General features: G+C 70.7%; 12 protein-coding genes. 5 read left to right on the forward strand and 7 right to left on the reverse strand.

The window, feature by feature from the left end:
• Window positions 1–4: 4 nt before the first annotated feature.
• The 5 genes from AC1UKG_RS08565 to AC1UKG_RS08585 are packed head-to-tail and all read right to left on the reverse strand — an operon-like array spanning window position 5 to window position 3,341.
• Entirely contained in the window at window positions 5–313 is a 309-nt protein-coding gene (locus tag AC1UKG_RS08565) for a metalloregulator ArsR/SmtB family transcription factor (RefSeq protein WP_018746011.1), read from the reverse strand.
• A gap of 37 nt (window positions 314–350) precedes the next feature.
• Window positions 351–1,226, reverse strand: coding sequence for a metal ABC transporter permease (locus AC1UKG_RS08570; protein ID WP_018746010.1), 876 nt, complete (start codon window positions 1,224–1,226; stop codon window positions 351–353).
• A 1-nt stretch (window position 1,227) separates the two neighbouring features.
• Complete coding sequence (locus tag AC1UKG_RS08575) at window positions 1,228–1,989, reverse strand: metal ABC transporter ATP-binding protein (protein WP_018746009.1); 762 nt, start codon at window positions 1,987–1,989, stop codon at window positions 1,228–1,230.
• Window positions 1,986–3,029 carry a metal ABC transporter substrate-binding protein gene (locus AC1UKG_RS08580; protein ID WP_018815423.1) on the reverse strand — a complete coding sequence of 348 codons (1,044 nt, stop codon included), beginning with the start codon at window positions 3,027–3,029 and terminating at the stop codon, window positions 1,986–1,988. Before AC1UKG_RS08580 ends, AC1UKG_RS08575 begins: the two co-directional genes overlap by 4 nt.
• Before the next feature lie 54 nt (window positions 3,030–3,083).
• Window positions 3,084–3,341: a hypothetical protein gene (locus AC1UKG_RS08585; protein WP_026271750.1), complete on the reverse strand. Its 258-nt coding sequence runs from the start codon at window positions 3,339–3,341 to the stop codon at window positions 3,084–3,086.
• A 27-nt stretch (window positions 3,342–3,368) separates the two neighbouring features.
• Between AC1UKG_RS08585 and AC1UKG_RS08590 the strand changes: the two genes are divergently transcribed.
• From AC1UKG_RS08590 to dusB, 4 genes are all read left to right on the forward strand, one after another.
• A complete protein-coding gene (locus tag AC1UKG_RS08590; RefSeq protein WP_018746006.1) occupies window positions 3,369–3,710 on the forward strand; it encodes an antibiotic biosynthesis monooxygenase in 342 nt (113 codons plus the stop codon).
• 188 nt (window positions 3,711–3,898) lie between these two features.
• Window positions 3,899–4,372 (forward strand): hypothetical protein, encoded by a 474-nt coding sequence (locus tag AC1UKG_RS08595; protein ID WP_018746005.1) that lies wholly within the window; start codon window positions 3,899–3,901, stop codon window positions 4,370–4,372.
• Window positions 4,373–4,483: 111 nt separating this feature from the next.
• Window positions 4,484–5,863, forward strand: a complete 1,380-nt coding sequence (locus AC1UKG_RS08600) for a glycine--tRNA ligase (RefSeq protein WP_018746004.1) — start codon at window positions 4,484–4,486, stop codon at window positions 5,861–5,863.
• A 68-nt stretch (window positions 5,864–5,931) separates the two neighbouring features.
• Window positions 5,932–7,104: a tRNA dihydrouridine synthase DusB gene (gene dusB / locus AC1UKG_RS08605; RefSeq protein WP_482642279.1), complete on the forward strand. Its 1,173-nt coding sequence runs from the start codon at window positions 5,932–5,934 to the stop codon at window positions 7,102–7,104.
• 70 nt (window positions 7,105–7,174) lie between these two features.
• Here dusB and AC1UKG_RS08610 read toward each other — a convergent pair whose 3' ends face one another.
• Together AC1UKG_RS08610 and AC1UKG_RS08615 are read right to left on the reverse strand one after the other, a co-directional pair.
• Entirely contained in the window at window positions 7,175–7,819 is a 645-nt protein-coding gene (locus tag AC1UKG_RS08610; RefSeq protein ID WP_018744816.1) for a C39 family peptidase, read from the reverse strand.
• A 413-nt stretch (window positions 7,820–8,232) separates the two neighbouring features.
• A complete protein-coding gene (locus AC1UKG_RS08615) occupies window positions 8,233–9,996 on the reverse strand; it encodes a beta-N-acetylhexosaminidase (protein WP_482642280.1) in 1,764 nt (587 codons plus the stop codon).
• 329 nt (window positions 9,997–10,325) lie between these two features.
• Between AC1UKG_RS08615 and ppdK the strand changes: the two genes are divergently transcribed.
• Window positions 10,326–13,061 (forward strand): pyruvate, phosphate dikinase, encoded by a 2,736-nt coding sequence (gene ppdK / locus AC1UKG_RS08620; protein ID WP_018744814.1) that lies wholly within the window; start codon window positions 10,326–10,328, stop codon window positions 13,059–13,061.
• Window positions 13,062–13,127 lie beyond the last annotated feature (66 nt).

Consider the following 13,127-nt stretch of genomic DNA (forward strand, 5'->3'; position numbering starts at 1 on the left):
GCCCTCAGGCGGGGGTGGTGTGCTCGCCGGCGTGGCTGACCGCGTCCGCCACGATGTGTGCGACGTGCTCGTCAACCAGCGTGTAGGCAATCTCCCGCCCGCGCCGGGAACCGCGCACCACCCCGGCCCCGCGGAGCACCCGTAGGTGTTGGGAGACCAGCGGCTGCGCCGCACCGAGCTGGTCAACCAGCTCGTGTACGCACCGTTCACCCTCGGCGAGTTGGCTGACGATGGCCAGCCGGATCGGGGCGGAGAGGGCGCGCAGCAGCTCGCTCGCCCCCTCGAAGGTGTCGTACCCGGACTCGCTGCTCACCGGGTAACGGTAACCAATCCCAGGGTTGCGGAGTTGGTCAGGACCGGCTGAGCACCACCTCGTGCGGCTCTACGGCCGGTGTGTCCGGTGCGGCGACCCGCCGTCGTCGTAGCATCCGCCAGCCCACGCCGCCGAGCGCCACCACCGCGAACGAGGCGATCGCCATCAGCACCACCGACGCGCCGGGGGCGGTGTCGGCGTTGGCCGCCACGTAGACACCCGAGCCGGCGGCGAAGAGGCCGAGCGCCATGGCGGCCGTCATCGTGCTGCGGAAGCCGCGGGTGACCTGCTGGGCGGCGGCGACCGGCACCACCATCAGCGCGCTGATCAGTAGGACGCCCACCGCGCGCATCGCGATGGTGACGGTGACCGCGGTGGCGACCGCGAGGAGCAGGTTGAGGGCGCGGACGGGCAGCCCGGAGACCCGGGCGTACTCCTCGTCGTGGCAGATCGCGAAGAGTGCTGGGCGCAGCGCCAGCATGGTGACCAGGATCGCCGCGCCGAGCACCGCGATCGTGGTCAGGTCGGTGGGGGCGATGGTGGAGAGCGAGCCGAAGAGGTACGCGTTGAGGCTCGTGCTGGTGCTGTCGGAGAGCCCGACGAGCATCACACCGCCGGCGATACCCCCGTAGAAGAGCAGGGCGAGCGCCAGGTCACCGGAGGTGCGACCGCGGGCCCGGACCAACTCGACGGTGATCGCGCCGAGGCTCGCCACGATCACCGCCACCAGGACCGGGGAGCGGTTCAGCAGCAGGCCGGCGCCGACGCCGGTGAGCGCCATGTGCCCGACGCCATCGCCGATCAGTGCCAGGCGCCGCTGTACCAGGTAGATGCCGAGCGCCGGGGCGGCCAGGCCGATAACCAACGCGCCGACCAGCGCACGCTGCATGTACGGGTACTGGAAGAGTTCCATCTCACGCGCTCCAGAGACCGGCGGGTTCGGTGGGACCGTGCGGGTGCACGTGGTCGTGGTCGGGGTCGGCGTGGTGGCCGGCCGGCTCGGGTACCGGGCCGTCGTGAACGATCCCTCCGGCGTGCACGACGACGGCTCGGGAGATCAACGGCCGCAGCGGTCCCAGCTCGTGTGCGACCAGCAGGACGGTGCCACCGCCAGCGACGAATTTCTGGAGCGCGCCGGCGAACGCCTCCTGGCTCGCCGCGTCGACACCGGCGGTCGGCTCGTCGAGGATCAGCAGCTCCGGCTCACCGGCCAGGGCCCGAGCGATGAGGACGCGCTGCTGCTGGCCGCCGGAGAGAGTGGAGACCGGGTCCCCGGTCCGGTCGGCGAGACCGACCGCCGCCAGGGCGGTCTCCACCGCCCTCCGGTCCGCGCGGCCGGGGGGCCGCAGGATGCCGCGGCGGGCCAGCCGCCCCGCCGCGACCACCTCGCGGACGGTCGCGGGTACGCCACCGCCAGCGCCGAGGCGTTGCGGGACGTACCCGATGCGGTGCCACTGACGGAATCGCCGCGCCGGCTGGTCGAAGAGCTCGACCGAGCCGGAGCTGAGCGGGACGAGCCCGAGCACGGCCCGGGTCAGGGTGGACTTGCCGGAGCCGTTGGCGCCGAGTACGGCCACCACCTCTCCGGTGGTCACGGTCAGTGAGATGTCTCGCAGTACGGCGCGGCCCTCGTAACCGATCGCCGCCCGCGTGACGGTGATGACGGGTGTGCTCATGTGCAGTCCAGCGCGGTTCGCAGCGTCGCGAGGTTGGCCTGCATCACCGAGAAGTAGTCCCCGTTGTTGTCGGCGGCGAGCCCCTCGAGCGGGTCGAGTACCGCGGTCTCGGCCCCGACCTGGGCCGCGATGGTCTCGGCGACCTTCGGGCTGACCAGCGTCTCGAAGAAGATCGTGGTGGCCTGGTGCTCCTTCGCCTCCTCGATCACCTCGGCCAGCCGCTGCGGCGACGGCTCGTGCTCCGGGCTCAGTCCGGTGATGCCGATCTGCTCCAGCTGGTAGCGCGTGGTCAGGTAGCCGAAGGCGGTGTGGCTGACCACGATCTCCCGCCGTTGGCAGGTCTCCAAGCCGGCGGTGAACTCTGCGTCGAGCTGCTCCAGCTTGCCCCGGAGTTCGGTCGCGCGGGCGGTGTAGTCGTCGGCGTGCTCGGGGTCGGCCTGGGCGAGCCGGTCGGCGAGCTGGTCACCGACGGTGGCGAGCCGGGTGGGGTCCAGCCACAGGTGCGGGTCCTTGCTGCCGGCCTCCGCCGCGTGGTCCGGGTCCGCCGGAGTCTCGGCCCCGCCTGCACCGTCGGGTCCGGCTTCGCCCTCGTGTCCGTGGTCGCCCTCGTGTCCGTGGTCGTCGTCGGGTCCGGCTTCGCCCTCGTGACCGTGGTCGTGGCCGTCGGCGGTGGCGTCGAGCAGCGGCTCGACGGTGGTGACGTCGAACGCCCGGTCGGCGGCGTTCTGCTGCACGGCCTCGTCCACCTGTGGCTGGAAACCCTTGAGGTAGACGATCAGCTCGGCCCCGGCCACGTCCCCGACCTGGCTGGGGCTCAACTCGATGTCGTGGGGCTCGGCGCCGGGCTTGACCAGGTTACTGACGGTTACAGCGTCTCCGCCGATCTGTTGGGTCAGGAACTGGAGCGGGTAGAAGGCGGTGACGACCTCAACCCGCTGTGGGTCGGCATCGGTGGGCTCGTCGGAGCAGGCGGTGGCGCCGAGGGCGAGCAGGACGGTGGAAGCGGCGGCCAGGGCGCGGGGAGCGCGGCGGTTGTTCATGAGGGCAACTGTCCGCAACAATGACAATGATTGTCAAAAACGCATGAGTGCATGTCAGAGCAGCTTGACCAGCCCGGCGGTGATCAGCAGCGTCAGCACCAGGAGCCGGACCACTCGGAGCCGTGCCGGCTGGCTCGCCCCCGTGGTGACCACCAGCGTGGCCACGACCGCCGCGAGGGCGAGGGTGAGTAGCCCGCCGAGCACCCCCGGAGTGAAGAGAGCGACCAGCACCACCACCAGGGTGATCAGGAAGACTGCCGTCGGGTTTGCCCGGGCCAACCGGCTCGTTGTCCGGCGCTGCGTACGCTGCATCCCACAGACTCTACGAGGAGGTTGCCGGTGTTGGTCACCAACCGGTTCGTGGTCGAGGTCGATGTCGTTGACGACTTCACCGCGCGGGCGCACGCCGCGCTCGCGGCGCTCGCGGCCCGCCCCGGATACCTGCGTGGGCAACTCGTCCGCGCGTTGGACGACCCGCGTTACTGGTGTCTGCTCACCGAGTGGGAGTCGGTCGGCACCTACCGGCGAGCGCTCGGCGGCTTCGACGTCAAGATCACCGCGGTTCCGCTGCTCGCCGAGTCGGTCGACGAACCGTCGGCCTACGAGGCCCTCGCCACCGCCGCGCCCGGCGCCGACGTGGTGGTGGCGGCGAGCGATCGGGCAGCCGATCCGTACCGGTGAGCGATACGCACTACATTGATCCCATGACCGCTCCCGGACCGGCCGCTCCCTCGCCGCACCCGTCGGTGCCCGGCCCGCCAGACGGCGCCGCACCCCCTGCCGTGCCCGGCCCGCCAGACAATGCCGCACCCGGCCCGCGCGACGGCGCCGCACCCCCTGCCGTGCCCGGCCCGCCTCCGGGGCCGGGAGTGCCGAATCCGCCCGCCGGCCCCGGTGTCGCACCACCGTTCGCGGCGCCGCCGGTCGAGGGCCGTCGCACCCGGCTCTGGCTGGGGCTGGGCGCCGGGGCGCTCGCACTGACGCTCTGCTGCGGCGGCGGGGGTGCGGCGGTATTCGGGCTGCTGGTGGCCGGCGCGGAGGCGTTCGACGAGCAGGGGCGCGCCGTCTCCACCAACTACTACCAGGCGCTGGTGGAACGAGAGTACGGTGCCGCGTACGACCAGCTCTGTGCGCGGGTGCGGCAGCAGGAGTCGCGGCGGGGTTTCGAACGGCGGGCCGCCAGCGGGCCGCAGGTGAACTCGTTCCAGGTCGGCGAGCTCAACCAGGCCAGTCTGACCGTGCCGGTCGAGGTCACCTTCGGTGGCGGCGACCGTGAACGCCAGCTGGTGAACCTCGAGCAGAACGAGCAGACCGGCGCACTGGAGGTGTGCGGGGTCAGCTAAACCGCTCCCGGTATTCTCCTGGGCTCAGGACATCGCCGGTCGTACCGTTGTCCCGAGCCTCGCTCCATCCCGTACTGTCCCCGCCGACCGCCAGCCGGCGTAGGAGGAAAAATGCCTGCAGACCGTATCGACTCCGTCGTCAGCCTCGCCAAGCGTCGGGGTTTCGTCTTCCCGTCCAGCGAGATCTACGGGGGTACCCGTTCGGCGTGGGACTACGGCCCGCTCGGTGTGGAGCTGAAGGAGAACGTCCGCCGGCAGTGGTGGCGGAGCATGGTCCAGCAGCGCGACGACGTGGTGGGCCTCGACTCCGCGGTGATTCTGGCCCGTGATGTCTGGGCCGCCTCCGGCCACCTGGACGCGTTCGTGGACCCGCTGACCGAGTGTCAGTCCTGTCACAAGCGGTTCCGGGCCGACCACCTGGAGGAGGCGTACGAGGCCAAGCATGGTCGTCCGCCGGCCTCGTTGACCGAGCTGAACTGCCCGAACTGCGGGAACAGGGGCACCTTCACCGAACCGCGGATGTTCAACGGTCTGATGAAGACCCACCTGGGCCCGGTGGAGAGCGATGAGGGCCTGCACTACCTGCGACCGGAGACCGCGCAGGGCATCTTCGTCAACTACAAGAACGTCGAGACGGTGGCGCGTAAGAAGCCGCCGTTCGGCATCGCCCAGACCGGCAAGTCGTTCCGCAACGAGATCACCCCGGGGAACTTCATCTTCCGGACCCGCGAGTTCGAGCAGATGGAGATGGAGTTCTTCGTCGAACCGGGCACCGACGAGGGCTGGCACGAGTACTGGCTCACCGAGCGCTGGAACTGGTACCTCGATCTCGGCCTGAGCGAGCGCAACCTGCGTCGCTACGAACACCCGCAGGAGAAGCTCTCCCACTACTCGAAGCGCACGGTTGACATCGAGTATCGGTTCCAGTTCGGGGGCACCGAGTTCGCGGAGCTGGAGGGCGTCGCCAACCGCACCGACTTCGACCTCGCCACGCACAGCAAGCACTCCGGTGTCGACCTGTCCTACTTCGACCAGGCCAAGGGCGAGCGCTGGGTCCCGTACGTGATCGAGCCGGCGGCCGGTCTCACCCGGGCGGTGCTGGCGTTCCTGCTCGAGGCGTACGACGAGGACGAGGCGCCGAACACCAAGGGTGGCGTGGACAAGCGCACGGTGATGCGCTTCGATCCGCGGCTCGCGCCGGTGAAGGTGGCGGTGCTGCCGCTGTCCCGTAACGAGGCGCTCTCGCCGAAGGCCCGGAAGCTCGCCGCCGACCTGCGCAAGCGCTGGGTGGTGGAGTTCGACGACTCGCAGGCCATCGGTCGCCGTTACCGCCGGCAGGACGAGATCGGCACGCCGTACTGCGTGACGGTCGACTTCGACACCCTCGATGACGACGCGGTGACCGTGCGGAACCGGGACACGATGGCCCAGGAGCGGATCTCCCTGGACCAGGTCGAGCGGTACCTGATCGAGCGCCTCCCCGGCTGCTGAGCTGTGGGGCTCCTCCCTCCGCTGGTAGGCCAGCGGAGGGAGGGCCAGGGCCTCCTTACACTGGAGCGGTGACCACGACGAAGGCCGTCCCGCCCCGCCCGCTGACCATCGGGCGGCACCAGGTGTGGCCGCCGGTGGTCCTGGCGCCGATGGCGGGCATCACCAACGTTGGCTTCCGCCAGCTCTGTCGGGAACAGGGCGGTGGCATCTACGTCTGCGAGATGATCACGACGGTCGCGCTGGTCGAGCGGAACCCCAAGACGCTGCGCATGATCGCCTTCGGCTCCGGGGAGTCACCACGCAGCCTCCAGCTCTACGGGACCGACCCTGACACCACCGCCGCCGCTGTGCGGATCGTCGTCGAGCGGGACCTCGCCGACCATATCGACCTGAACTTCGGTTGCCCGGTCCCGAAGGTGACCCGCAGGGGCGGTGGTGCCGCCCTGCCGTGGCGGCGTCGGCTCTTCGCCCGGCTGGTGCGGGCCGCGGTGGATGCCGCGTCACCCGCCGGGGTGCCGGTAACGGTGAAGATGCGCAAGGGCATCGATGACGATCACCTGACGTACGTGGAGGCGGGCCTCGCCGCCCAGGATGCTGGGGTTGCGGCGGTGGCGCTGCACGGGCGTACGGCTGCCCAACGGTATTCGGGGACCGCCGACTGGGACGCCATCGCGACGCTGAAGGCGGCGCTGGACGTCCCGGTGCTGGGCAACGGCGACATCTGGGAGGCGGACGACGCGCTGCGGATGGTGGCGCACACCGGAGTCGACGGGGTCGTGGTGGGGCGGGGCTGCCTGGGCCGGCCGTGGCTCTTCGCCGATCTGGAGGCGGCCTTCACCGGTTTGCCGCACCGGCGGTTGCCCACGTTGGGGGAGGTGGCCACGACCATGCGCCGGCACGCGGAGCTGTTGGTCGAGCAGTTCACCGTCGGCGCCCGGGACGCGGCGCGCGGTGAACGGGACGGCTGCACCGACTTCCGGAAGCACGTCGCCTGGTACCTGAAGGGATTTCCGGTCGGCAGCGAGCTGCGTCGGTCGCTCGCGATGATTGACAGCTTGGCGCAGCTCGACGATCTGCTCGGCAAGCTGGACCCGGCGGCGCCGTTCCCGGTGGAGACGCTGGGCCAGCCCCGTGGCCGGACCAACTCCCCGGGCAAGGTCTTCCTGCCGAACGGGTGGCTGGACAGCCGGGACGACGACACGGTTCCGCAGGGCGCGGAGTTGGCCGACTCGGGCGGCTGAACCAGGCGTCGAAGACGACGACGAGGGCCGGCCCCGTGGTGGGGGCCGGCCCTGGTCGTGTGGTTGGTGGTCAGCTGGTGGAGTAGCCGCGGGTGGCGATCCAGTCGGCGAGGGCTTCGGTGGTGATCCAGTACTCGGCGGTGTTCGGGTTCGCCGAGTCGGCGATCTTCACCTGGTTGCCGGCGTCGCGGTAGCCGTTGACGGCGATGTAGTGGCCGCCGGCGAAGGAGTGGCTTTCGCCGTTGGTGTCGGTGGCGGTGCCGGCGATGTTGGCGACGACGGCGCGGCCGTCATCGACGGTGCGGATGATGTCTTCGCGCAGGGTGTCGGTCTGCTTGTCGTCGGCCTCGGGGGTGGAGATCTCGACGCTGCGGTACACGTCGCGGCCGGTCTCGGTGTTCAGCACCGGGGTGATGTCGTTGATGGAGTCGGTGCCAGACTCGGTGGTGCCCATCCGCTCGGCCATCGAGTAGACGTCGATGTCCTTGTCCTGCACGGACAGGGCGTTGCGGGCGGCGGCGGGGCCGCAGTAGTAGAAGTTCGGCTGGGCCTCGTAGTCGACCGGGAGGACGCGGGTGTCGTCGCGCTCGCTCTGCGCGGTGGGCTGCGCGGTGGGGGCGGCGAAGGCGGCGGTCGCGGGGGCGGCGATGGCGCCACCGGTGGCGATCAGGCCAGCAGCGGTCAGGGCGGTCTTACGAAGGATGTCGGTACGCATGATGATCGAAGCCTTCCGCTCGGGGGTGCCGCGGACGCAAGGGGGGGCGCGCCAGCGGGTCGCACGAGGTGGTTCGAGAAGAGATCGAAAAACGGGGGGTCCGCCCGGCCCGGGGGTGCTACTCGGGCGGCCCGGGGGGTGTAACCAACGCCGACCCCACGGCATTCCGGGGCGGGCGACCACCGGCTGCCGGCGGTGCGGCGGGGCGCTCGCGGCTGCCCCGCATGGTTACGCCGGGTATAACCACCGGGCCCCGGCGCCGATTCCCCGCCAACTGTGACCCACACCACCCGACAATTCACCCAGGGTGGTCGATCGGGTCGGCATCTCCCCGCTCAGGCGTGCGGCGCAACCGGACCACCGACCCAGACCGGCGGGTCGGTGACACCGCGACCCCGGCCCCGCCCGCTCCGCTATGTCGTCCTGGGGCGTGGTGCGGAGCTCGCGACCTGCGCCGTCGGCCGGTCAGCGGGCATCGCGGGCCAGGGGACCTCAGCGGAGCGGTGGAAGGCGATACCGGCCGCCATCCAACGGGGGCCCTGCCCGGCCAACCGGGTACGAAACGCCGCCCAGTCGTGAGTGGCCCGCGGTGACCAGCCCAGCTCCGCGATGGCGGGCAACCGGGGCAGGAGCATGAACTCGATCTCCGCCAGCGAGGTGACCGACTCGGTCCAGAGCGGGGCCTCCACCCCCAACACCGACTCCGCCGGCACCTCCGTCACCTGCGTTGCCGGATCCCAGTCGTACGCCTGCCGTACGTCGATCAGGCCCGCCCAGTCATGTCCGATCGGGGTGTCGGAGGCGTACTTCATGTCCAGATACGCGTGGTTACCAGGGGAGAGGATCAGTCGAGCGCCGCGGCGGACCGCGTCGGCGGTGGTCGGGTCGACGCCGTCGGTGCCCCACCACTGGAGTACCCGTCCCTCGATGTGGGCGGCCGGAGCCAACTGGTGCCAGCCCACCACCGTCTTGCCGAGCGTGGCCACGATGCGCTGCGCCCGTTCGACGAATCCGGTGTATGCCGCTCCCTTCACCTTGAAGGCCTCATCCCCGCCGATGTGCAGGAATGGCCCGGGGGTGCGCGCGGCGACCTCTCCCAGCACGTCGGCGACGAACTCGTACGTCTGCGCGTTGGCGGGGTCCAGGTAGCTGAAGCCGACCTCGGTGCCGGTGTAGGGCACCGGTGTGCTCCCGTCCGGGGCCAGCTCCGGGTAGGCGGTCAGCGCGGCGTTGGTGTGCCCCGGTAGGTCGATCTCCGGGACGACGGTGAGGTGCCGCTCGGCCGCGTACGTCACGATCCGTTGATAGTCGGCCGGGGTGTACCACCCGCCGGGGGCGCCACCGACCGCCGTGTTTCCGCCGATCGTGGTCAGTCGCGGTCGGGACTCGATCCCGATCCGCCACCCCTGGTCATCGGTGAGGTGCAGGTGTAGGTGGTTGAGCTTGTAGCGGGCGAGGTGGTCGATCACCCGCAGCACGTCGTCCACCCCGAAGAAGTGCCGGGCCACGTCGAGCATGGCGCCCCGGTACGGGAAGCGCGGCCGGTCGAGGATCGATCCACCGGGCAACGTCCAGGTGGCGCGGACCGGCGTGCCGCTCTCGATCGCGGCCGGGAGCAGCTGGCGCAGGGTTTGGGTGCCGTGGTGGAGCCCGGTCGCGGTGGCGGCGCTGATCCGGACGCCGGAGGGTGTCACGTCGAGTCGGTAGCCCTCGGTGCCGAGGTCGGGCTGCTCGGCGAGGACGAGCGCGATGCCGTCGGCCAGCTCGGGGTGCGGGGCCTCGGCGATCGGGAGCCGATATCCGGTGGCCGGCCGGAGCAGGTCGGCGAGGCGTTCGGCGACGGCCCGCGCGGCGGGGTCGGGGCTGACCCGCACCGCCGTGTCGGCTGTCAGCGTGAAGTCGCCGCGGGGCTCCGGGCGTACCTGTTCGGGTGCGGGCACCACGTCGTCCAGCCGAACCGGGGCGGGGGCGAGTCGGGTGCCGGCTTCGTGGGCCGCCAGTCGGGCCAGCTCGCCCGCCGCCGGCTGGGTCACTGCTGGCTGGACGGGTGCTGGGATGGATGTCGTCGGGGTGTTCGCGTCGCCGTCGGTGGCCGGCACGGTGCCCGTCGCGCCCGAGGTCGCGGGGGCGAGCCGGTGTTCCGGCTGCTGCGGCGATGTGGCGGGGGTGGGGTGCACGGAGCTGCCTTTCGCAGGGTGTCTTCGCGGCGCTTTCGGGGGTGTATTCGCGGCGGTTGTGGCAAGCCTTCACCGGAGCGTTGCATCAAGGGTACGGCGGTCCGACGGATGCGTGATCGTGCGCGTGGAAGCGTTTCCAAACTCGGGTACAAACACGGAAAGTGGGGACGGCTGTGCCGATTGTCACCGAACGGTCCCTGGGGGTCCGATGTTCGCCTAACCTTCGCCCCACGGTCGGCAGCGTGGCCACGGACCGGCGGCGACCGGGTCGGCCCGGTGGCAGCTGAACCTTCGTCAAGTGACACATTCGACGTGCGTGGGAGGCTCTGGTGGCAGCGCAGGAGACAGTCGATCACAAGTACGTCTATGACTTCGCCGAGGGGAACAAAGACCAGAAGGAACTCCTCGGCGGCAAGGGCGCCAACCTGGCTGAGATGACCAACCTCGGCCTGCCGGTGCCGCCCGGATTCACGATCACCACCTCGGCGTGTCAGGCGTACCTCGCCACCGGTAGCGAGCCGGCCGGCCTCGCCGACCAGGTCGGCTCCCACCTCGACGCCCTGGAACAGGCGATGGGGCGAACCCTCGGTGACCCGGAGGACCCGCTGCTGGTCTCGGTGCGCTCCGGCGCCAGGTTCTCGATGCCGGGCATGATGGAGACCGTCCTCAACGTCGGCCTCAACGACCGGAGCGTCGTGGGGCTGGCCCGACAGGCCGGCGGTTCGGCGGGCCCCGACTCCACCAGCGACAGCGACCGGTTCGCCTGGGACTCCTACCGTCGCCTGATCCAGATGTTCGGCAAGACCGTCTGCGATGTGCCGGGGGAGGACTTCGCGCACGCCCTCGACGACGCCAAGCGGGCCAAGGACAGCGACCTGGACCTGGACCTGACCGCCGACGATCTCCGCGCATTGGTCGACACCTACAAGGAAATCTTCCGCCGGCACACCGGCCGGGACTTCCCGCAGGAGCCGCGGGAGCAGTTGGACCTCGCGATCCGGGCGGTCTTCGAGTCGTGGAACGCCGAGCGGGCGGTGATCTACCGTCGCCAGGAGCGACTTCCCGCCGAGGCGGGCACCGCGGTGAACGTGGTCGCCATGGTCTTCGGCAACCTCGGTACGGACTCGGGGACCGGCGTCGCCTTCACCCGTGACCCGGCCAGCGGGGCCCAGGGCATCTACGGCGACTACCTGGCCAACGCGCAGGGCGAGGATGTCGTCTCCGGGATCCGCAACACCGTGCCACTGCAGGAGCTCGAGCGGATCGACAAGAAGTCCTACGACGAACTGCTCGACTACATGGCCCGGCTCGAGCGGCACTACAAGGATCTCTGCGACATCGAGTTCACCATCGAGCGGGGCAAGCTGTGGATGCTCCAGACCCGGGTCGGTAAGCGCACCGCCGCCGCCGCGTTCAACATCGCCGGGCAACTCGTGGACGAGGGCCTCATCGACCTGGACGAGGCGCTGCACCGGGTCAACGGGGCCCAGCTCGCCCAGCTGATGTTCCCGCGCTTCAACCTGGACCACGAGTTCCAGCCGGTCGCCACCGGTATCGGCGCCTCACCGGGCGCGGCCGTCGGCAAGGTGGTCTTCACCTCTGCCCGCGCGGTGGAGCTGGCCGGCCAGGGCGAGGCGGTGATCCTGGTCCGCCGGGAGACCAACCCGGACGACCTCAACGGCATGATCGCCGCGCAGGGCATCCTCACCTCGCGGGGCGGTAAGACCAGCCACGCCGCGGTGGTGGCCCGCGGCATGGGCAAGACCTGTGTCTCCGGTGCCGACCACATCGGTGTGGACATCCCGGCGAAGCGGTTCACCGTGGCCGGAGAGACCGTCAACGAGGGCGACGTGGTGTCGATCGACGGCACCACCGGAAAGATCTTCCTGGGTGAGGTGCCGGTGATGCCGTCCGAGGTGGTGCGGTACTTCGAGGGCACCCTCGACCCGGAGCAGGCCGACGACGTACTGGTGCGGGCCGTACACCGGATCATGACCCACGCCGACGACCGGCGGCGGTTGGCCGTGCGGACGAACGCGGACACCAAGGCGGACGCGGCGCGGGCCCGACGCTTCGGCGCGCAGGGGATCGGCCTGTGCCGCACCGAGCACATGTTCCTCGGCGACCGGCGCGAACTGGTCGAGCGGCTCATCCTCGCCTCCACCGACGCCGAGCGGGAGCAGGCGCTGGCCGCGTTGCTGCCGTTGCAACGGGCGGACTTCATCGAGATCTTCCGCGAGATGGACGGGCTGCCGGTCACGGTGCGGTTGATCGACCCGCCGCTGCACGAGTTCCTGCCCCCGCTGGAGCAGTTGGCGGTCAACGTGGCGGTGGCCCAGGAGCGGGGCGAGGCCGCGGCCCGGGAGGAGGCGTTGCTGGCCGCCGTCCGGCGGATGCACGAGGAGAACCCGATGCTCGGCCTGCGCGGGGTCCGGCTCGGCCTGGTTGTTCCCGGCCTCTTCGCCATGCAGGTCCGCGCGATTACGGAGGCCGCCGTCGCGGTCACCGAGTCCGGTGGGTCCGCCTTCCCGGAGATCATGGTCCCGCTGGTCGGTGCGGTGCAGGAGCTGGAGACGGTACGCACCGAAGCCGAGAAGATCATCGCCGAGGTGGTCGGCGGCAGCGGTGTCGAGGTGTTGATCGGCACAATGATCGAGGTGCCGCGGGCGGCGTTGACCGCCGGCGAGATCGCCGAGGCGGCGCAGTTCTTCTCGTTCGGCACCAACGACCTGACCCAGATGGCGTGGGGCTTCTCCCGCGACGACGTGGAGGGAGCCTTCTTCTGGCGCTATCTCGAGCTGGGTATCTTCGGCATCTCGCCGTTCGAGTCGATCGACCGGGACGGGGTGGGCCGGCTGGTGCGGATCGCCGCCGAGGAGGGGCGGGCCGCCCGGTCGGAGCTGAAGCTCGGCGTCTGCGGCGAGCACGGCGGTGACCCCGACTCGGTGCACTTCTTCCACGAGGTGGGGCTGGACTACGTCTCGTGCTCGCCGTTTCGGGTGCCGGTCGCCCGGTTGGAGGCGGGGCGGGCCGCCGTGGAGACCGCCGGGTCGGACAGCCGCTGACGTGGTGGGCGGTGTGGTGGTCGGCTACCGCCCGCCGCCGGTCACCTGACGGCCGGCGTAGCCTGA

This window comes from Salinispora sp. CH2A1_6, from assembly GCF_056820975.1.